Origin of the sequence: Microbacterium horticulturae (assembly GCF_029094505.1) — a bacterium.
Taxonomy (GTDB): domain Bacteria; phylum Actinomycetota; class Actinomycetes; order Actinomycetales; family Microbacteriaceae; genus Microbacterium; species Microbacterium horticulturae.
Genome location: NZ_CP119108.1, coordinates 2,857,311 through 2,877,417, shown reverse-complemented (window position 1 = coordinate 2,877,417; position 20,107 = coordinate 2,857,311). Strand labels below are relative to the sequence as shown.

Annotated in this window: 14 protein-coding genes; 10 read left to right on the top strand and 4 right to left on the bottom strand. The window is 70.7% G+C overall.

Features of this window, described 5'->3' with window-relative positions; translation table 11 throughout:
- On the bottom strand, positions 1 to 507 hold the full coding sequence (locus PU630_RS13630) for a GNAT family N-acetyltransferase (protein WP_275277598.1): 507 nt from the start codon (positions 505 to 507) through the stop codon (positions 1 to 3).
- Positions 508 to 687: 180 nt separating this feature from the next.
- On the opposite strand from PU630_RS13630, the gene PU630_RS13625 reads away from it, so the two are divergent.
- The gene (locus PU630_RS13625) at positions 688 to 1,248 is read left to right on the top strand and encodes an acyl-CoA thioesterase (protein WP_275277597.1); all 561 of its coding nucleotides are present in this window, start codon (positions 688 to 690) and stop codon (positions 1,246 to 1,248) included.
- Positions 1,249 to 1,300: 52 nt separating this feature from the next.
- Here PU630_RS13625 and PU630_RS13620 read toward each other — a convergent pair whose 3' ends face one another.
- From PU630_RS13620 to eccD, 3 genes are read right to left on the bottom strand one after another with little or no spacing between them, the layout of a single operon-like run.
- On the bottom strand, positions 1,301 to 2,626 hold the full coding sequence (locus PU630_RS13620) for a S8 family serine peptidase (RefSeq protein ID WP_275277596.1): 1,326 nt from the start codon (positions 2,624 to 2,626) through the stop codon (positions 1,301 to 1,303).
- Positions 2,623 to 3,936: a type VII secretion protein EccB gene (eccB, locus tag PU630_RS13615; protein ID WP_275277595.1), complete on the bottom strand. Its 1,314-nt coding sequence runs from the start codon at positions 3,934 to 3,936 to the stop codon at positions 2,623 to 2,625. The genes PU630_RS13620 and eccB overlap by 4 nt, the downstream gene beginning before the upstream one ends.
- 4 nt (positions 3,937 to 3,940) lie before the next feature.
- Positions 3,941 to 5,281: a type VII secretion integral membrane protein EccD gene (gene eccD, locus PU630_RS13610; RefSeq protein WP_275277594.1), complete on the bottom strand. Its 1,341-nt coding sequence runs from the start codon at positions 5,279 to 5,281 to the stop codon at positions 3,941 to 3,943.
- A gap of 144 nt (positions 5,282 to 5,425) precedes the next feature.
- Here eccD and PU630_RS13605 point away from each other — a divergent pair, with 144 nt between their 5' ends.
- The 9 genes from PU630_RS13605 (at position 5,426) to PU630_RS13565 (ending at position 20,034) form a co-directional block, all read left to right on the top strand.
- The gene (locus PU630_RS13605) at positions 5,426 to 5,740 is read left to right on the top strand and encodes a WXG100 family type VII secretion target (protein WP_275277593.1); all 315 of its coding nucleotides are present in this window, start codon (positions 5,426 to 5,428) and stop codon (positions 5,738 to 5,740) included.
- Positions 5,741 to 5,768: 28 nt separating this feature from the next.
- Positions 5,769 to 6,062: a WXG100 family type VII secretion target gene (locus PU630_RS13600; protein WP_275277592.1), complete on the top strand. Its 294-nt coding sequence runs from the start codon at positions 5,769 to 5,771 to the stop codon at positions 6,060 to 6,062.
- A gap of 71 nt (positions 6,063 to 6,133) precedes the next feature.
- The gene (locus tag PU630_RS13595) at positions 6,134 to 6,577 is read left to right on the top strand and encodes a hypothetical protein (protein WP_275277591.1); all 444 of its coding nucleotides are present in this window, start codon (positions 6,134 to 6,136) and stop codon (positions 6,575 to 6,577) included.
- Positions 6,578 to 6,759: 182 nt separating this feature from the next.
- Entirely contained in the window at positions 6,760 to 7,866 is a 1,107-nt protein-coding gene (locus PU630_RS13590; protein WP_275277590.1) for a S8 family serine peptidase, read from the top strand.
- Entirely contained in the window at positions 7,863 to 9,272 is a 1,410-nt protein-coding gene (locus tag PU630_RS13585; RefSeq protein ID WP_275277589.1) for a hypothetical protein, read from the top strand. The genes PU630_RS13590 and PU630_RS13585 overlap by 4 nt, the downstream gene beginning before the upstream one ends.
- A gap of 173 nt (positions 9,273 to 9,445) precedes the next feature.
- Positions 9,446 to 10,807 (top strand): hypothetical protein, encoded by a 1,362-nt coding sequence (locus tag PU630_RS13580; RefSeq protein WP_275277588.1) that lies wholly within the window; start codon positions 9,446 to 9,448, stop codon positions 10,805 to 10,807.
- Entirely contained in the window at positions 10,807 to 12,162 is a 1,356-nt protein-coding gene (locus PU630_RS13575; protein ID WP_275277587.1) for an FHA domain-containing protein, read from the top strand. Before PU630_RS13580 ends, PU630_RS13575 begins: the two co-directional genes overlap by 1 nt.
- On the top strand, positions 12,159 to 16,133 hold the full coding sequence (gene eccCa, locus PU630_RS13570; protein WP_275277586.1) for a type VII secretion protein EccCa: 3,975 nt from the start codon (positions 12,159 to 12,161) through the stop codon (positions 16,131 to 16,133). The genes PU630_RS13575 and eccCa overlap by 4 nt, the downstream gene beginning before the upstream one ends.
- Before the next feature lie 178 nt (positions 16,134 to 16,311).
- The gene (locus tag PU630_RS13565; protein WP_275280108.1) at positions 16,312 to 20,034 is read left to right on the top strand and encodes a bifunctional proline dehydrogenase/L-glutamate gamma-semialdehyde dehydrogenase; all 3,723 of its coding nucleotides are present in this window, start codon (positions 16,312 to 16,314) and stop codon (positions 20,032 to 20,034) included.
- Positions 20,035 to 20,107 lie beyond the last annotated feature (73 nt).

Below are 20,107 nucleotides of genomic sequence, written 5' to 3'. Positions count from 1 at the left end.
TCAGCGGACGAATCGCACCTCGGTGAGCTGCTCACCGAGGAAGGGCTCGGTGTGTCGTGCGCCGTCGAGGGCGAAGCCGTTGCGCTCGTAGAAGCGGTGCGCGCGCGGATTGTCCTCGGCGACCCACAGGTAGAGAGGCTCGTCTTCGTCGACCGCGGCGTCGAACAGGCGGCGGCCGATGCCGGTGCCCTGGTACTTCGCCAGCAGGTAGATGAAGTAGAGCTCGCGGTTGCGCGGGGCGTCCTTGTCGCGGGCCGGGCCCGATCCGACGAAGCCGACGATCTCGCCGTCGATGAGGGCGGCGCTCATCTTGAACTCGGGGCCCTGTACGGCCCAGTGGGTCCACAGCTCGGCGAGGCGCTTGGGTGAAACGCTCTCGAGCGCGGCCTTGCTGATGAGGTGGTCGTACGTTTCGTGCCAGCAGGTGGCGTGCACTCGTCCGAGGGCTTCCGCGTCTACGTCGCGAACCGGACGGACGACGATGTCTGTCTGCAGTTGGGCGTCCATGGCCAGACTCTACGCGGCCGGGCGCGAACGGGGAAATCGGGCACGACATGCGCGGTCGGGCGACGGTCAGCGCACCTGAGCTCGCGCGCCCGCAGAGCGCCGATGCATCGGGCCGCCGCCGTTGTCGATGACAGCCAATCGAATCGGTCCATCGGCGGCGACCCGGTACGATCCCGGTTCGTGAATGTCATCTGGCGGACGATCCTCATCCACCTGCGCGCGCGACGACGCCTGCGCCGCGGCGACACCCTCGCGATGGACGGCGTGAGCCGCATCCGGCTGACGACGCTGCCGACCGACATCGACATCCTCATGCACATGAACAACGGGCGCTATCTCTCGTTGTTCGACCTCGGCCGCTGGGACCTGCTCGTGCGCACCGGGTTCTGGGACACCATGCGCGCCCACGATTGGTACGCGGTGGTGTCGGCCGAGACCGTCACGTTCCGCAAGTCGCTGCAGCTCTGGCAGCGGTTCGACGTCGAATCGCGGATGCTGGGGCACGATGATCGCGGCGTCTACATGGAGCACCGCGTCGTCGTCGACGGTGAGGTCTACACGCGGGCGATCGTGCGTTCGCGCATGATGCGCAAGTCGGGTGGCACGCTCCCGCACGAAGAACTGTTCGCAGTCATCGGAGCGATGGACGGGATGCCGGAGGTCGAGCCGTGGGTGCGCGACTGGGCCGCGGCATCCCGACTTCCCTCCACGCGGGCGAGCGCCCCCAGCGTCTGGGAGTGAGCGCGGCCCCTTCCCGCGCTGTCGCCGCCGACCTCGACAGCGTGCGATGCCCTCAGAGGCGCTCAGAACTCGTCTCATCGCCGTAGAGCCCGGCGCCGCTCAAGGGCGAGTCGATCCCTTCTCTGTTCCGGCGCAGCACAGCCAGCACGCCGGCTGTGCCGAGCACGGCCAGTGCCAGCACGCCGATCACCGAGACGATCGCCCACGCGGGGGCGTTCACCGGCGCACGGTCGTGCACCGTCACGGGCGCGGCCGGGGTCGCTGTGGCAGGTTCGTCCGCGGCATCCACGAAGGGACTCTCCGGGCCGCGCAGCCCCGGTCCGGGCACAAGCGTCAGGGCGCTGTACGGTTGCACGACACCCCAGCCCGACACGTCGTCGCGGGCATCGGGGTCGGCGCGTCGCGCCGTGACCTCGAGACGGTACGCCCACTGCGCGGGCGTCTCGTCGGGGTGGGCGGCGGCCACGAGCGCTGCGGCCGCCGACACGTACGCTGCGGCATAGCTCGTCGCCGGCGGCTGGCCTTGCTGGGGGAAGATGCAGTCGCCGCCCAGGGTGCTCAGTGAGAGCACATTCTCGCCGGGAGCGGCCAGCGAGACCTGCGGCCCGTGGATGCTGGCGTCGGTCACGACACCGTCGGCGCTGAGCGCGGCGACGCCGAGCACGGCGGGGTCGCCGGCGGGGAAGCGGTCGCCGTCCGATTCGCCGTCGCTGCGGTTGTCGGCGCTGGCTACCACGAGGCTTCCCTTCGAGGTGGCGTACGCGACGGCGTTGCGCAGCCGCTCATCGTCGGTCGGTGTGCTCGACGACACGTTGATGATCTGTGCGCCGTGATCGGCGGCGTACCGGATGCCGGTCGCCAGACGCCCGATGTCGGGTCCGTTGCCGGCCTTGACCGCCTCGTCGTCTTCGCCGGCGTACACACGCACCGGCAGGATCTTCACGCCGGGCGCGAGGCCGACCAGACCCGAGTCGCCGCTGGCCTGCGTCGCGATCTGGCCGGCGATGATCGTGCCGTGTCCGAAGTCGTCCGTGCGCCCGTACCGGTCGCCGCCGTCGACCAGGCTGGTGCCCTTCAGCACGGCCCCCGACAGGCGCGGGCTCGAGACATCCACTCCCGAATCCACCACGGCCACGGTGACGCCGGCGCCACGGGTGACCGTCCACGCGCGCTCCACCTGCAGCACGGCGAACGCCGGTGGTGTGTCGGTGAGGCGGGTCTGCGCGGTGCACTGGTCGCCGGTCGCCTGGGCGACGGAGGTCGGCGCGGAATCGATGGATGCCGCGGCCGCCGGTGCAGCGCCCGGCAGCAGCGCGAACGACAGCACGGCCAGCGTGGCGGCCGCGTACCCCATCGTCACCCGCGCGCCAGGCCTCATCCGCCGACGGTCTTCCCGGCGGCGTCGCTGGTGAGCGCGGGCCCGGTGGGCAGCAGGTCGGTCCACGCGGCTTCGACCGTGCCGACGTCATCGGCGTCGTAGCCGAGCCGCGCGACGGTCTCGGCCGTGGCGCCGGGCAGGCTGAATGCGGTACCCGTGGCGTCCACGAGGGTGAGCATCCGGCTGCTGCCCTCGCCGGCCTGCGCGTAGACGAGGGCGCCGGCACCGGCACCGACCTGAACGCCCGCCGTCGCCTTTCGGGTGGTCGGCTGCGAGGCGAGCACGGTCTGCGCGGCCGCGCCCTCGTGCGTGAGCAGCGCGCAGGGCCGCTGGCTGTCATCGAGCGGTGTGAAGCCGTTCTCGGGCCAGTCGGCGCCGCCGGCTGGTGCCTTCGCGGTCTGCAGGCCCCGCACCTGCGCCGCGGCGACCTCGGTGGGGGCGTGCACGCTCGGTCCGTTGCCCAGCTGATAGAGCTGCCAGGCCAGCGGGCTGAGGGCGGCCAGTTCGCCGTCGTCGGTGATGAGGAACCGCTCGTCGTCGGCTGTGCCCTCGATGTGCACGACTTCGCCCGTGGTGAGCTTCGAGTCGCCGACGGGCGCGGGACCCGCGACGGTGATCGGGGCGAGCTCGGTGCCCGCATCGAAGAGGTTCAGCCACGACGCGGGCACCTTCTGCGCGCCGGATGACGTGATCCCCGCCGCCCGCAGCACCGCATCGCTGTCGGCGGCGGTGACCGGGTGGCGCACGTGCCCGGCGACGACGAACAGGTTGGAACCGGTGGTGACCACGACGGCGTCGGGCGTGGCCGTTGCCGCGGGTGTCGCGGCGATGCGGGTGGACAGGCCATCCGCTGCGGTGCAGCTCGTCCAGCCGTCATTGGCCAGAGAAGATGCCGCGGGCAGCGCATCGGGCGCGCCGACGATGCCGAGCGTCGACCCGAGGGGGACGTCGGCGAGGTCGCTCTGGTTCGTGGTGATCACGGTGAAAGAACTCGAGGGGATCAGCAGCCGTGCGCTCGCCGTGTTCACGACCGGGTGCAGCGTGCCGTCGATCGTGACGTAGCGGGCTCCGGTGTCTTTGGCGAGCACGAGTCGGCCGTTCTCCCAGCCGCTCGGCAGCCCGGGGTGCAGCAGACCCCAGAAGACGCCCACGCCCACGACGGCGACCGACAGGGCGATCGCCGCGATGACGGCGCGCATCGGCTTGGCCGGCTCGAGCTCTTTGCCGCCGGGAGCGCCGCTGACGAACGCGGTCAGCAGACGGCGCTGTGAAAAGCTCTGCGCCTGGATCAGGTCGCCCTTGGTCGCCATGGGGTCAGGCCAGTCCCGCCGCGATGACGCCGACCGGCAACAGGGAGGCGAGGATGACCAACTCGGCGACGTCGGCCACGCGGCTCATCCGCATGCGGGTCGCCGGTGCGATCAGGGTGATCGTGACGGTGACGACGGTCGCTGCGACCACGACGATCAGCAGCAGCGACTGCAGCGCGGGCTGGGTGAGGGCCGTGACGATGCCGGTGAGGCCCAGCCCGACCGTCGACAGGGTCATGATCGCCATGACATGGCTGCGTGCGTACACCTGGCGTGCGGGGAACATCGTCCCGATGAACGCCAGGGCGCACAGCCCACTGCCGGCGGGGGTGGATGCCGCCACCAGCGGTGTGGCGATGAGAATGCACACACCCAGTGCGAGCCGTGAGACGAGAAGGGCGCGGGCGGCGGTCGCAGTGCGGCGTGCGACATCCTCCCCGTCGATGGGAGCCGGGTCGGCGAAGACTTCGGCGTCGCTGTGCGGCGAGATCACGCGGATGCGGCTGGAGCTGAGCACGAGCCACGGCAATGCGTTCGATGCCGTCGCGACGATGGCCGCCATGAGCGCATACACGGCTACGGCGGCGCCCGGCATGAGCGCGGTGAGGCCGCCGGTCACGCCGATGACGGCGCCGGCGACGATCACGCCGAGGGCTGTCTCTCTCCGCTCGGGCATGAGCGCAGCGGTGGCTCCGCCCACGACGAGCGCCGAGGCGCCGGCCGCCGCCAGCGGCAGACCCCAGGGCCCGGCGGTGCCCACGACGGCGAGGTAGCCGGCGACCGCAGCGAACACTCCCGCCGCGATACCGAGTCCATGGCCGGCGCCGACCTGGCCGAGCCGAGCGACCACGACCGCCACGGCGACCAGGAGCACGGCGCCGATACCCGCGATGAGGGCACCGATCGGCACAGCGGGACCGGCGGCGAGCAGCACCACGGCACAGACGCCGAGCAGAGTGAGGCTGGCCGCGAGCGCCGTGCGGACACCGTCTTGCGGCGTCCACGGGCGATGCTGGTCTTCGGTCGCGTCGATCACGGCCTCGACGACGTCGTCATAGACGCGCGGCTGTGCCACCAGTCCGCCGCGGGCGAGGGTGAGCACGTCTCCATCGAGCACTCCCTGGGCGGCTGCGGTGCTGCTTGCATCGAGCGCCCGCCCGTCTGCCCGGCGAAGCTCGTAGCCGGCATGCGTCATCGTGGCGTCGAGCAACCCGAGGTTGCGGGCGAATCCCGGCATCAGTTCGATGAGCGGAAGCTGGGCGGGAATGCCGATGTCGAGGCGCCGCCCTTCACCGAGCACCGAGATGCGCACGAGGGCGCGTGGTGCACTCACCGTCTGACTCACCCGGACAGTCTAACGACGCCGCTCAGACGCCTGAGGATAAGAGTTTTATCTTCGCGATCAGCCGGTGTGTGGTTTCATAGATTTTGTTGCTCTGACTGCGGGTTGGGGCATTACCGCATGGTCGAGTGAACGTTGGAGGTTGTGATGGCTGATCTGATTTCGGCTGAGGAAGGTGCGCTGGCGCGTGGCGCGCAGGCGGTGAACGAGGCCAAGGGCGGGATTGACCAGCAGGTCAAGTTCGTGCGTGGCGAGATCGAGCAGGTGTCGGGCTTCTGGACGGGTGCTGCGGCGGGTTCGTTCGCGCAGCTGATGGCCCGTTGGGACGAGGAGACCCGGAAGCTGAACAACGTGCTGGTCACGTTGGAGGACGCGCTGCGAGGCACCGAGCGTGACCAGGCGGCGACGGAGGATTCGCACCAGCAGACCATCTCGGGCCTCGGCTCGATGATGGGCGCGTGAGGTTTCTGGGATTCAGGGAGAGGTTTTGATGATGCAGTCGATGTCGGTGAAGCCGGAGCAGGTTACCGCGCTGTCGGGTCAGATTCGTACGGGTGCGCGGGGGATCGCGTCGCGGCTGGAGACGTTGGAGTCTGAGGTCGGGAAGCTGCGTGCGTCGTGGGACGGTTCGGCGCAGCAGGCGTATGACCAGGCGCAGCGCGAGTGGACGAAGTCCCTGCAGGCGTTGAACACGCTCCTGGAGCAGATCTCGGTGAAGACGGAGCAGATCTCGCAGGGGTACGTCTCGCAGGACAACTCGTCGGCGGGTCGCTTCGCGAACTGAGGTGACGTTGTCTGGTGTCGTGGCCCGGTTCGTTCCGGTCCACGACACCTGCACGTGAAGGAGAGTGGGGCATGGCGATCTACCCGGGTCTGATCGGTTTCGACGGCGAGATCCTTTTCAACCTCAACGCGGTGCTCATGCAGCGCCACGACGGGTTGCCGACGCGCGAAGAAGCGAGTCGTGTCTATGGGGCCTCCGATGAGCATGCGACCGCCGCGTTCATGCAGCGGTTGACGAAGGTCGCCGACCAGCTCGGCGACCACACCAACGTCGTGCGCGTCACCGTCAAGGATCACGTCGAGATCATGCGGGACGCGGCCAGCTCGATGCAGGACCACGACGAGCACAACGCCGCGTGGGTCAAAGAGCAGGACGCCATGTTCACCGACACCGCGAAGTCCACGACGCAGAAGGACGTCGCGGACGCTCAGGAGACGGTGCAGACGGACGCCGAGTCGCAGGGTCAGACGACCGAGGCAGGTGCGACGTCGACGTCGAACACCGGTGACATGTGATGAATTCCTCGCGCCGCGTCGGCCGGGTCGTCATGGCGTTCGTGGCAACCGCGGCGCTGGTAGCTGTGCCGACCGTGGGTGCGCAGGCGGACGACGAGCCGGCATCGAGCTGGTGGTACGACGGCTTTCACGTCGCACAGGTCCAGGCCGATGGTTGGACGGGCGCCGGGGTGAAGGTCGCGGTGATCGACAACCAGATAAATCCTGGTCTGGAGGTTTTCCAGGGGGCGCATCTGACGGTGGCGGATGAGGCTATCTGTCCGGATGGTGAGCCGGTGGTGTCGGGCCAGGACGTGTCGGATGGCGCCAGTCATGGTTCTGATGTGACGGCGCTGTTGATCGGCAATGGCAAGGGCAAGGGCAACGTGAAGGGCATTGCGCCGAAGGCGGATGTCACGTTCTATGCGATCGGCTACGACAGCAGCAATTGCCCGGGGTCCGCGGACTTCGACGGCCGTTCGGCGACGTCGGAGGGGATCCGTCGCGCTGTGGCCGACGGTGCGCGGATCATCTCCATCTCTTCGGCGGATACGCTGGCGACGGCTGCGGACGATGAGGAAGTTGCTGCCGCGTTGGCGGCGGGCGTTGTGATCGTGGCGGCGACGCCGAACTCCGTCAAGGACGCCGAGTCGAAGTGGCCGTGGTCGTTCAACGGTGTGGTCTCGGTGAACGCGTTCGGCAAGGACGGAAAGATCCAGGAGGATCAGCAGGTCGCGGGGCAGCCCATCGGCTGGAAGGAGACGACCGTGGTCGCTCCCGGTGCGAATTTCCCGTCGGTGGATTGGCGGAGCGGCTCGTGGTCGATCACGGGGGCGAGTCTGGCGACTCCGTTGACAGCGGGGATTCTCGCGGTGGCGGCGCAGAAGTATCCGGATGCCACGGGAAACCAGCTGATCCAGTCGCTGATCCACAACACGAGGACGGAGGACCACAAGCTGTCTCGTGATGGCGCGAGCGGGTATGGTCCGGTGTCGTTGCGGCACATCCTGCAGGTGGATCCGGCGACGTATCCCGACGTGAACCCCTTGATGGACAAGGCGTCTGGCCGGCCGACGGCCGAGCAGGTCGCGCAGGGCGGGGTGGCGGCATCCCCGACGGCAACGCCGACGCCGACGCAGAAGGCTCCGACGGCGACGCCGACGGTGATCGCCTCCGGTGGCGGCGGCGTGATGGTTCCGCTGCTGGTCGGTGGTGGCGTCATCCTGCTGCTGATCGTCATCGCGGTGATCGTGATCATCGTCGTGGCGGCCAATCGTAAGAAGAACAACGATGTGGGAGGTGCGGTGTGACCGGTATCTGGGAAGATCGGCTCAACAACATCGCGTACGGGCTGACATTCGACATGCCTGAGGCGCAGACGGTCATCGACAAGATGAATGACCTGAAGGACGTGCTCCTCAAGGCGGCGCAGGAGCCCGGCGCGAGCGGTCGAACCGGTGATGCGGCGACCGAAAACCTGAAGGCTGCGGCCGAACGCGCGAAGAACATCGCCGAGGTCACGAAACTCGTCAAGACGAAGGTCGATCAGGCGGCGGAGGTCCAGTACACGGCGCAGAGCGCGTGGCAGGACCTTCCTGACGGAGAGCTCAGTGCTGCCACCTCAACCCGCATCAGCATGACGGCAGACGAAGCTCCGGTCTGGATTCCAGAACTGAGCATGTATGTCGTCAAGGACGCGTACACGTTGCAGAACGCCCGAGCCGCCGTCGCGGCCAAGCGCGAGGATGCGGCGAAGACGGCTGTCGAGAAGGCCAGCGACGACCTCGACAAGATCGAGTTCGACGAGAACATCACGACGAAGCTCGACGGCAAGACGTCTCAGGGCGGTGGCGGAGGCGGCGGTACCTCCTGGCCGTCCACCTCGTCGCCGCAGCGGAGCTTCTCGTACTACCCGAACGCCGGTGGCTCCGGCAGCGGTGGAGGGTCTTCGGCAGGCACCGGATCGGCCGGCTCGTTGATCGGTTGGGGTTCGGGAAGTCTCCCCGTTAATCCCGGCACAGGTTCTGACTTTTCCGGTGGGGGCCCGGGCTACCCGGGCGGCTCGTCATACCCGGGCGGCACGTACCCGGGCGGTGAGTACGGTGGCGACTTGACGCCGAACGCGCCGGGCGGTGGCGGTACCACCTGGAGCGGTGGAGCGCCGGGCGCGGGAGCTGGCGCCGGCGCGGGCGGTTCAGCGGGATCGGGCCTTCTGGGCAACATCGCCACCGGCGGCGCGGCAGCCGGCGCCAGCGGTGCCGCACTCTTCGGCGGCGCACGTCTTGCCGGCGGTGCTGGTGGCGCCGGTGGCGTCGCGGCAGCCGGTGGTGTTTCGGGCTCGGGCGGCACGGCGGGCGGCACACTCGGTGCGCGTGGTGCCACGGGCGTCGGCGGAGCAGGCGGATCGGGCGCAGTCAGCCCCGGGAACGTCGGCGGCCTCGGTCGCGGAGGTGCAGCCGGGTCCGCGGGACGCACCGGTGGACTTCTCGGCGGAACGCGTGCGGGCGGTGGCGCGGGCGCCGCCTCGTCGTCCGCCGGGGCGGGTTCGGGCGCACGCTCGGGCATGGCCGGAGCGGGCGGACATCCCGGCGCCGGTGGACGGGAACGTGACAAGCAGCAAGGGCGCGGCCTCGGCGGCCCCATCGCCCCGCACCTCGAAGACGAGGAGGAGCGCGGTCCGCGATCGGCGTCAGCCGGCGCCGGCGAGCGCGGGTGAGCCTCGCCCGCGGGTCTCTTCCCGGACGGAGATGAGCTCCCCGTTGTGAAGGATGTCGGGCTCGGCGGCCGCGGCTGAGCGATGCCGATGGGGCGCTGTCGCACATGACGGCGCCCCCTCTGCGCGCGGACCGGGAGCGATTGCCGCCGATCACGTGATGCGAGGATGGACGAGTGGAATCGGTCGAGACGGCGCAGCGCCGGCGCGTTGTGATCTGCGACGGTCCGGCGCGACACGACGTCGCAGCGTCCGCGGACTCCGCACTCGGCGCTGTGCTGCGTCATCTCGGCATCGACCCGGCTGCGGTCACGCTGCATGATCGTGCGGGTTCTGCCCTCGACCTTGCGCGCCCTCTCGGCGACTGCGAGGACGGAGACGTGCTGACCGTCGTCGATCCCCTCGCCACGACGACATCGCCTCGACGGCAGCGCGGACGCGCGGCCGCGGCATCCACCACACCTGAGCACATTCCCGCGGTCCTCGCCGTCTTCGCGGTTCTGCTCGTCGCCCTCACCCCGCTGACCACGCGTGCGTCGGCCCCGCTGACAGCCGCGCTCGGCATCGTCGCGGCGGTCGCGGCCGTGGCGGCGGGATTGGTGTGGGCCCGTCGCGCACCGCGAGACGACGTCGAGCTGTCGAGTGGATTCTTCGCATCGCCCGTACTCGCCGCCGCGGCCGGACTCATGGTCGCGCCGTCGTTGGCCTGGGGCAGTGTTCACGTCGCCGTGATCTGCGCGGCGACGGCGGTCGCCGTGCTGTCGGGGGTGCTCGCAGTGGCCGCCGTCGGGCGCGTCGCGGCCGCCGCGTACGCCACCGTCGCGGCGCTGAGTGCCGGCCTCGCCGTGCTGTGGACGCTGATCCTGCTGCTGAGCATGCCGGCATCCGCCGCATGCGCCGTGGCCCTCGGCCTCACCCCGCTCGTCCTCCGCCTGCTGCCGTCCACGGCTCTCAGCGCGGCGCCGGGGATGTTCATCGACTTCGTGCGTTTTCAAACCCTGCGGTGGAGCGTACGCCAACGCGAACCCGAACCCGCTCACGCCGTGCGGGCGACGCAGGCGCGCACGATGGTCGCGCAGTCGGCCGCCCGGTGGCGTGTCGGTGCGACCATCACCTGCCTGGTCGCCGCGGTCTCGGCGCCGTTCGCGCTCGTTCCTCTGCAGGGCGACGCCGTCGTGTTCGGGGGTCAGGTCGGCCTGGCCGCGTACTCTGCCATCGCGTTGGCGTTGCAAGGGCGGCGCGCTCTCGATCCCCTGGTGCGGTGGATGCCGCGGGCCGCCGCGGTCGTCGTCGTGCTGTGCCTGGTCGTCGGGGCACTCGGCGGTGTCGGCACTGATCTCGTGGTCGCCGGCGCCGTGGTGCTGCTGGTCGCCGGGGTGGTGGCCGCCGCGGTGACCGTGCCCGTCGGGCGAGGAGCGCGCTCGCTGCGGTGGTCGCGTGTGGCCGACATGCTCGAGTCCCTGACGGTGGCGCTGGCGCTGCCCGCGGGCCTGCTGGCCGCCGGGTTGATCGACCTGCTCCGTGGGATGATGGCCTGATGACTGCGCGCAGCACCAGCCCGGCCATCGCTTCGGCATGCGCAGTCTGTGGAGTCGAGATCCATGCAGGGGCCGCGGTGTGCCCCCAGTGCGGCGCCGCGCAGGTGCGCCCGGCAGGCGTCGCCGCGCGCATGGCCGCGCTGACTCTCGACGTCGCGGCGGTCGCGATCGTCGGCTCGATCGTTCTGCTGGCCAGCCGCTCGATGGCATTCGCGGCGGTCGCCGCCGCCGAAGCGACGCTCGCTCTCTGGATCCTGCAGGCGCGTGCCGGACTGGGGCTCGGCAACGCCGTCATGAGGCTGCGCACGGCCCGTGTCGACAAGCCGTATTCGCCGGGCGGCGGTCGTGCGCTCGTGCGCGGCGCGTTCACCGCCGTGGGACTCGCCGTGTTCGCCGTCGGCGCCTGGCTGCTCGAGCTCACCGGAGTGGCCGACCGAAGCGGGTGGCGCCGGTCGTGGGCGGATCGGGCCGCCGGCACGGTTGTCGTCGAGGTGCCTCGCTTGGCCGCCCCCGAGCAGGCTGCGACGAGAGCCCGAGCGGCCTCGTCGTCTGCGCCGTCGGCTGCTCCCGCTGAGCCTGCGATCGCACGCCCCGCCGCGGGCGCGGGGCTTTCAGCCGCGGCCCGTCGCGCGACCGGCCTCGTCACAGATGTGCCGGGTGCGCGCGTGCCCGCGGCGCCGCCGGTCGCTCCGCCGCTGACGCCGGCGCCCGCCGGTGCGCCCGGACCGCGCCGCTCCACCGCGGTGCCGGTGCCGCCTGTCGCGGCAGCCCCGCCTGCCGCTCGCACTGCCGCGCAGCCTTTGGCGCCGGGGGTTCCAGAGCGGCAGGTTCCGGTAGCGTCGCCGCCGACTGCCGCGGCCGCGCCGGTGGCGGCATCCACTCCTCCCGACGCCGCACCGTCGGTGCCGGGATCACGCCGCGCACGGCGGGCGGCGACCGGCGACGTGCCGGTGATGCCCGCCGCACCGGGCCCGCGCCGCTCGGGCGCGCAGTCGTCAAGCCGGGGAGCGCAGACCGTGCTGTTCGCGTTCGACACCGGCCAGCGGTTGGAAGCTCCCGTGCCGTGCGCGGTCGTGCTCGGCCGTCACCCCAGCCCGATGGAGGATGGCGACCTCGTGATCACCGTCGACGACCCGCAGCGGACCGTGTCGAGCCTGCACGCGCGGCTGGAGGTCGGCGTCGACGACGCCTGGGTCACCGACCTCGGGTCGACGAACGGCTCGGACCTGATCACCGAGGACGGCGCCGCCAAACGGCTCGTCGCCCAGCAGCGCGCGCGCGTCGAGGACGGCACCCGCGTGCGCATCGGCGACCGCGCCCTGACCCTGACCCGACTTGCGGGAGACGACGCATGAGCACCGGAACACGCCTGGCGCCGCCGCGCAAGCCCGAAGAGCGGATCGTCGTGCAGCCGCCGCCCGAGCTGGTGCCCAGCGAGGGCGGCTCCGGCATCCTCACCTCTCTTCTGCCCATGGTCGGCAGCCTCGGTGCCATCGTCATGATCACCGTGACCAACTCCGGCCCCACCGGTTTCATCACCGGCGGCATGTTCTTGCTCTCGTCGCTCGGATTCGTGGCCGTCAACGGATGGCGCCAGCGGTCGCAGCACAACGCGCAGGTGCTGGCCAACCGGCGTGAGTACCTCGCCTACCTCTCGCAGCTGCGCGACAGCGTGCGGGTGGCGGCCCGCCAGCAGCGACGACACGACAACTGGGAGAACCCGGCGCCCTCGACACTGCCCTTTCTCGTCGAAGAGCGCACCCGGGTGTGGGAACGGCGGGCCAGCGACGAGCAGTTCCTGCGCGCGCGGGTCGGCGTCAACGACCAGCCGCTGTCGCTCACCCTCACTGCGCCGGAGTTGCCGCCGCTCGCCCAGCTCGACCCCGTCGCCGCGTCGGCGGCCCACCGACTGATGCTCACGCACGAGACGCAGCACGAGCTGCCGTGCGCGATCGACCTGGCCGACTACGCGCGCGTGGAGGTCACCGGCCCCGACGACGCGCGGGTGCGGGCACTGGCGCGCTCGATCCTCGTGGGCGTGGCGGCTCTGCACGACCCCGAGGACGTTGTCATCGCGGTGCTGTGCGACGAAGGTCAGACGCCCGAGTGGGAGTGGGCGAAGTGGCTGCCGCACGCACACTCGCAGCGTGCGCGCGACCGCCTGGGCGCCGCCCGCATGATCGGCACCTCGCTCGACGCGCTGAAAGACATGCTGCCGGCGGGTCTGGCCGAGCGCGGCCGCTTCCAGCGGGGCGACGTGGCGCCCGCGCCGCACGTGATCCTCGTCTCAGACGGCGTCACGCTGCCGATGGGCGACCCGCTGGTGGGGCGCGAGGGCGTGCAGGGCGTGACCGTCATCGACCTGCCGGTGCGCTGGGGCGAGCTCGAAGACCCGTTGACGCTGCGCCTCGCGCTACCGGCCGAGGCGACCGGTCAGGCCGAGATCCTCGATGTGATGGCGGCCACCGAAGTGTTCACGCCGGATGCCGCGAGCGTCGTCGAGGCGGAGGCCACGGCCCGCCGGCTCATGTCGCTGCGGCCCGTCCCGGTGGCGGCCGGTGGGGCAGGCAGCGGTGAGAAGAGCGTCGGCCAGCGCGAGCTCGTCGACCTGCTCGGCCTGCCCGATGTGCGCGACCTCGACCTCGACCGCGCCTGGGCGCCGCGCCTGGAGCGCGACCGACTGCGGGTGCCGATCGGGCAGGACACCTCCGGCGCCTCGCTCATCCTCGACCTGAAGGAGGCGGCCCAGCAGGGTATGGGTCCGCACGGCGTGCTCATCGGCGCGACGGGGTCGGGCAAGTCCGAGGTGCTGCGCACCCTCGTGCTGGCACTCGCCCTGACTCACTCGCCCGAGCAGCTCAACTTCGTGCTCGTCGACTTCAAAGGCGGGGCGACGTTCGCCGGAATGGCGGGGATGCCGCATGTCTCGGCGGTCATCACGAACCTGGGCAGCGAGCTGGCGCTGGTCGACCGCTTCCAGGACGCCCTGCAGGGTGAGGTCGTGCGCCGCCAGGAGCTGCTGCGCGCCGCGGGCAACTTCGCCAACGTCACCGACTACGAGAAGGCACGCCGCAATGGCCGCACCGAACTGGAGCCGCTGCCGGCCCTGGTGATCGTGGCCGATGAGTTCTCCGAGCTGCTGGCGGCCAAGCCCGAGTTCGTCGACAGCTTCATCAACATCGGTCGCGTCGGCCGCTCGCTGGCTGTGCACCTGCTGCTGGCCTCGCAGCGGCTGGAGGAGGGCAAGCTCAAGGGGCTCGACACCTACCTGTCGTACCGCATCGGTCTGCGCACGTTCTCGGCCGCGGAGTCGCGCACGGTGCTGGGCGTGCCCGACGCGTACACGCTGCCGCAGCAGCCGGGTGTCGGCTACCTCAAGTCGGGCACCGAAGAGCTCATCCAGTTCCGCGCCGCGTACGTGTCGGGACCGCCGAAGGGCCGCCGTACTGCGGCGGCGACGGTGGGCGGCGATGTGTATGCCGGCGCCGCCGAGATCGAGGTGTTCACCGCGGCATCCCGTGCTCTCGACAACGACGACGAGACGTCCGCACCCGTCGTCACCGCGGCACCGGTCGAGCAGGAGAAGCGCTCGACCTTCGAGCTCGCCGTCGAGCGGATGGCCGGGCGAGGACCCGAAGCGCACCAGGTGTGGCTGCCGCCGCTGCACGAGCCCGCCACCCTCGGCCAGCTCATGCCCGACCTCGCCGTGGACCCCGAGCTCGGACTCATCTCGCGCGGATGGCGGGATGCCGGGGCTCTCACCGTTCCGCTCGGCATCGTCGATGTGCCGCTCGAACAGCGTCGCGAGCAGCTCACCGTCTCGCTCGGCGGCGCGGCCGGCCATGTGGCGATCGTGGGCGCACCGCTCAGCGGCAAGTCGACGCTCGCGCGCACGCTCGTCTCGGCGCTGGCCCTGACCACGACCCCGCGCGAGGCGCAGTTCTACGTGCTCGACTTCGGCGGCGGCGCCTTCTCAGGCATGCGAAAGCACCCGCACATCGCGGGGGTCGCCACCCGCACCGATCAGGAGTCTGTGCGCCGGACCGTCGCCGAGGTCGAGGGCATCCTGGATGCGCGGGAGAAGTACTTCCGCGACCAGGGACTGGACTCGATCGACACCTACCGGCAGCGCCGCGCGCAGGGCATCGTCGACGACGGCTACGGCGACGTCTTCCTCATCATCGACGGATGGCCCACGCTGCGCAGTGAATACGAAGCCCTCGAGGCGCGGGTGCAGACGATCGCCGGCCGAGGCCTCGGCTTCGGCATCCACATCGTCGTCACGGCCAACCGTTGGATGGAGATCCGAGCGAGCCTGAAAGACCTCATCCAGACCCGCCTCGAACTGCGACTGGGCGACCCGAGCGACTCGGAGATCGACCGCAAGCAGGCCCAGAACGTCGCCCGCAACATGCCCGGCCGCGGCCTCAGCCGGGCGAAACTGCAGATGCTCACCGCACTGCCGCGCGTGGACGACGACCAGAACCCGGGCAGCCTCGCAGACGGTGTCGACGCCATGATCGCGCGCATGAACGAGGCGTGGCAGGGGCCTGCCGGGCCCAAGCTGCGGCTGCTGCCCCAACTGCTCACGCTCGAAGACGCCCGCGCCCAGGCGGGATCCGGCTTCGAGAGCCTCCTGCTGGGCGTCGACGAGGCGCACCTGCGGCCGTTCGGCATCGATCCTCGCGTCGAGGCGCACGCTTTCCTCTACGGCGACGCGGGGACGGGCAAATCGTCGTTCCTGCGCGCGATCGTGCAGGAGATCACGCGCCTGTACACACCTGCGCAGGCGAAGATCTTCGTCATCGACTACCGGCGTTCGCTGCTCGGCGAGGTGCCGCAGGATTACCTGGGCGCCTACCTCACAGCGCACGACATGGCGACCTCGGGCATGCAGGAGCTGTCGCAGTTCTTCTCCGGCCGCATCCCCGGTCCGAATGTGACGCCCGAGCAGCTGCGCAACCGCAGCTGGTGGCAGGGCGCCGAGGGCTTCATCATCGTCGACGACTACGACCTTGTCGCCACGAGTCAGGGCAATCCGCTCGCGGTGCTGCAGCCGCTGCTGGCCCAGGCGACCGACCTCGGGCTGCACGTGATCCTCACCCGTCGCACCGGCGGTGCCAGCCGCGCCGCGTACGACCCGATCATCCAGCGGTTCACCGACCTGGGCGTCACCGGCATCCTGCTCGGCGGCAACCCCGAAGAAGGCGCTCTCATCGGCCGCGTCAAGCCGGTGCCGTCGGCGCCGGGCCGTGCCCAGGTGGTCAGCCGCAACGCGGGAACCTTCTCGGCGCAGATGGTCTACTCGCCGCCGACGGTCGGCTAGGGCGCCACGTCACGTCGAGAGTACCGTCCCCGGCGGGCGGCTACGGCGCGCCCGTGCATCGAGTTCATCGACGATGATCCATCGTCAATGTTCGCTTTTCATGAAGGTTTGCATGGCGCATGCTGGAAACGGCGAGGCTGATGGGTGCAGTCTGGAAGGGACCGGGCAGAACGTGCTGATGAACGGGGAGCGAGTGGTCGACGACACGCAGGAGCGCGCCCGCAAGGCGACCGTGCTCGCGCAGCGATGGGTGAACGAGTCGGCCGGTGCCGTCGTCGAGCCCGCCGCGAAGAAGCTGGCGGGGGTCTTGCAGGACGAGAATGGCCTGCCGTTCACGATCGGGTTCGTCGACGGCGTGATGCGTCCCGAATCGCTGGCGGCCGCGGCATCCAATCTCCGCCGCGTCGCCCCGCTCGTGCCGAAGTTCCTGCCGCTGTATCTGCGCGGTGCGGTGCGCCTCGGCGGCGCGATCGCCCCGATCCTGCCGTACCCCGTCGTTCCGGTCGCTCGTCGCGTGCTGCGTGGCATGGTGGGGCACCTCATCGTCGACGCGCGGCCCGAGAAGCTGGGGCCGGCGATCGAGAAGATCCGCGGCACCGGGCACCGGTTGAACCTCAACCTGCTCGGTGAAGCCGTGCTCGGCGAGACCGAGGCGCGGCGCCGGCTTGACGGCATCCACGATCTCATCCGCCGCGACGACGTGGACTACGTCTCGGTGAAGGTGTCGGCCGTGGTCAGCCATCTGTCGATGTGGGCGTACGACCAGGTCGTCGACGAGGTCGTCGAGCGACTGCAGCCGCTGTACCTCACAGCCGCGCTGAACGGCACCTTCATCAACCTCGACATGGAGGAGTACCGCGACCTCGATCTGACGATCGAGGTGTTCACCCGCATCCTCTCCGATCCGCGACTGCGTGACCTGGAGGCGGGCATCGTGCTGCAGGCGTATCTGCCCGACGCGCTGCCCGCCCTCGACCGGCTCACCGAGTGGGCGCAGCGGCGCGTCGCCGACGGCGGTGTGGGGATCAAAGTACGGCTGGTCAAGGGCGCGAACCTCGCCATGGAGCATGTCGACGCCGTCATGCACGGCTGGGAGCAGGCGCCGTACCGCACCAAGCTCGACTCCGACGCGAACTACCTGCGCATTCTCGACGCCGCACTCACGCCCGAGCGCAGCGCCGCAGTGCGGCTCGGCATCGCCGGGCACAACCTCTTCGACATCGCGTACGCCTGGCTGCTCGCCGGTGAGCGCGGCGTGCGCGACCGCATCGAGTTCGAGATGCTGCTGGGCATGGCGCAGGGCCAGGTCGAGGCCGTCTCGCGCGAGGTGGGTGCCGTACTGCTGTACGTGCCGGTCGTGAACCCGCGCGAGTTCGACGTCGCCATCAGCTACCTCGTGCGCCGGCTCGAAGAGAACGCATCGACCGAGAACTTCCTCTCGGCGGCGTTCGAGCTGCACTCTGACGGGTCGCTGTTCGAGCGTGAACGCGGGCGGTTCCTCGCGTCGGTCGAGCGCGCCGCCGACCCGACGCTGCACACCGGCCCATTCCGTACGCAGGACCGTCGCGCCGAGACGCCGGCAACCGCTCCGAGCCGTCGCACGCGCGGTGCCGCATCGGGCGACGAGGCGCTGACGGAAGCCGTGATGGACATCGCGCGCACGGCCGGGCGGGAGACCGTGCCGATCGAGCCCGACGTCGAGGAGAAGACGTTCGGCGGGCAGAGCTACGTCGAGACCGCGGTGTTCTCGCGGCGCGAGAACGGCACGCGCGCCAGCGGGGCCCCCGGCTTCCGGAACACCCCCGACTCCGATCCGGCGCTGCCCGCAAACCGTGCGTGGTCACGCGAGATCATCGGCCGGGTCGCGGCATCCACCGCCGGTGATGCCACAATCGACGCCGCCCGGGTGTCCGATCCCGACGCGCTCGACGGCATCGTCGAGAGGGTGAAGGATGCCGCGGCCGCCTGGGGCGCACGGCCCGCGGCCGAGCGCGCCGAGGTGCTGCACGAGGCCGCGCGGGTTCTCGAGTCGCGCCGTGGAGAGCTGATCGAGGTCGCTGCCTCCGAGACCGGCAAGGTCTTGAGCGAGGGCGACATCGAGGTGAGCGAGGCCGTCGACTTCGCCAACTTCTACGGAGCGTGCGCGCGCGAACTCGACGGCGTCGCCGGGGCGGTGTTCGTGCCGTCGAAGGTGACGGTGGTCACCCCGCCGTGGAACTTCCCCATCGCGATCCCCACCGGGGGAGTGCTGGCCGCGCTCGCCGCCGGTTCGGGCGTCGTGTTCAAGCCTGCGCCGCAGGCGCGCCGGTGCGCTGCGGTGATCAGCGAGGCGCTGTGGGAGGCGGGCGTGCCGCGCGAGCTGCTCGCCCTGGTCGACATCGACGAGGGCGGACTGGGCAAGCAGCTCATCACCCACGCCGACGTCGACCGGGTGATCCTCACGGGTTCGTGGGACACGGCGGCGCTCTTCCGCTCGTGGCGCACCGACCTGCCGCTGCTGGCCGAGACCAGCGGCAAGAACGCGATGATCGTCATGCCCTCGGCCGACCTCGACCTCGCGGCATCCGACCTGGTCAAGAGCGCGTTCGGGCACGCTGGTCAGAAGTGCTCGGCGGCGTCGCTGGCCATTCTCGTCGGGCCGGTCGCCAAATCCGAGCGGTTCCGGAGGCAGGCGATCGACTCGGTGACCTCGCTGCGCGTGGGTCCGCCGACCGACCCGATGGCCGAGGTCGGGCCCGTCATCGAGAAGCCGCAGGGCAAGCTCGAGTGGGCGCTGACGACCCTCGATGAGGGTGAGAGCTGGGTCGTCGAGCCGAAGCTGCGGGACTTCGGCCCGGAGACGGCCGGGCGCTTCTGGACTCCGGGCGTGCGCGAGGGCGTACAGCCGGGCTCGCGGTTCCACCGTGAGGAGTTCTTCGGGCCGGTGATGGGCATCATCCACGCCGCGACGCTCGCCGAGGCGATCGAGATCCAGAACGGGGTCGCCTACGGGCTGACCGCGGGCCTGTACACGCAGAACCCCGACGAGCTCGCGCAGTGGCTCGAGGGCGTCGAGGCCGGCAACCTCTACGTCAACCGCGGCATCACCGGGGCCATCGTGCAGCGCCAGCCCTTCGGTGGCTGGAAGCGCTCGTCGGTCGGCGCCGGCACCAAAGCCGGCGGTCCGAACTATCTCGTCGGCCTCGGCTCGTGGCGCGCGTCGGCCGGCACCGGCGGATCGTCGACGCTGCACCTGCGCGGGCTCGACTCGCGCATCACCCGCATCATCGAGGCCGCGCAGCCGTCCATGGACTATCCGGCCTTCGAGTGGCTGCGCCGCGCTGCCCTGTCGGACGCCATCGCCTGGGACCGTGAGTTCGGCCAGGTCAAGGACGTCTCGCACCTCGGCGTGGAGCGCAACCTCTTCCGGTACCGGTCGCTGCCGGTCGCGGTTCGGGCGACCTCCGACGCCGCCCTGCACGAGATCCTGCGCGTCGCGATCGCCGGCGTGCGTGCGGCGGCGCCATTCACCGTCTCGCTGCCGACCGGGCTGCCGGCCGAGGTGCGCCGCGCGCTGTCAGAGCTGGACGTGCCGGTCTTCGTCGAGAAGGACGTGCAGTTCCTCGAGCGTGTCCGGGGCGGTGCGGACGAGGGCGCGGCGGAGGCGGCATCCACCCCCTCCACCGCTGCCACCGCACCGCGTGCATCGCGCGTGCGGCTCGTGGGCCCTGCGGGCTCGGTCGCCGAGGTGCACCGCGGCATCGCCGAAGCCGTGAAGGGCGACCCCGACCTCGCCGTCTACGACAACGAGGTGACCACGGCCGGACGCCTTGAGCTGCTGCCGTTCCTGCACGAGCAGGCCATCGCAATCACCGCGCACCGCTTCGGCAACCCCGACGACTGGAGCGCCGAGGTCATCTGAGTCTGCGCCATCCTCGCCTCGGGCGAGGGCCGGAGGAATGGATGCCGCGTCGTGCCTCGCGTGCGGCGACGCG

Bases quoted from the DNA above. Each gene is read 5' to 3' on its own strand.
- PU630_RS13630 (WP_275277598.1), bottom strand. From the start codon at position 507: ATGGACGCCCAACTGCAGACAGACATCGTCGTCCGTCCGGTTCGCGAC.
- PU630_RS13620 (WP_275277596.1), bottom strand. From the start codon at position 2,626: ATGAGGCCTGGCGCGCGGGTGACGATGGGGTACGCGGCCGCCACGCTG.
- eccB (WP_275277595.1), bottom strand. From the start codon at position 3,936: ATGGCGACCAAGGGCGACCTGATCCAGGCGCAGAGCTTTTCACAGCGC.
- PU630_RS13605 (WP_275277593.1), top strand. From the start codon at position 5,426: ATGGCTGATCTGATTTCGGCTGAGGAAGGTGCGCTGGCGCGTGGCGCG.
- PU630_RS13600 (WP_275277592.1), top strand. From the start codon at position 5,769: ATGATGCAGTCGATGTCGGTGAAGCCGGAGCAGGTTACCGCGCTGTCG.
- PU630_RS13595 (WP_275277591.1), top strand. From the start codon at position 6,134: ATGGCGATCTACCCGGGTCTGATCGGTTTCGACGGCGAGATCCTTTTC.
- PU630_RS13575 (WP_275277587.1), top strand. From the start codon at position 10,807: ATGACTGCGCGCAGCACCAGCCCGGCCATCGCTTCGGCATGCGCAGTC.
- eccCa (WP_275277586.1), top strand. From the start codon at position 12,159: ATGAGCACCGGAACACGCCTGGCGCCGCCGCGCAAGCCCGAAGAGCGG.
- PU630_RS13565 (WP_275280108.1), top strand. From the start codon at position 16,312: ATGAACGGGGAGCGAGTGGTCGACGACACGCAGGAGCGCGCCCGCAAG.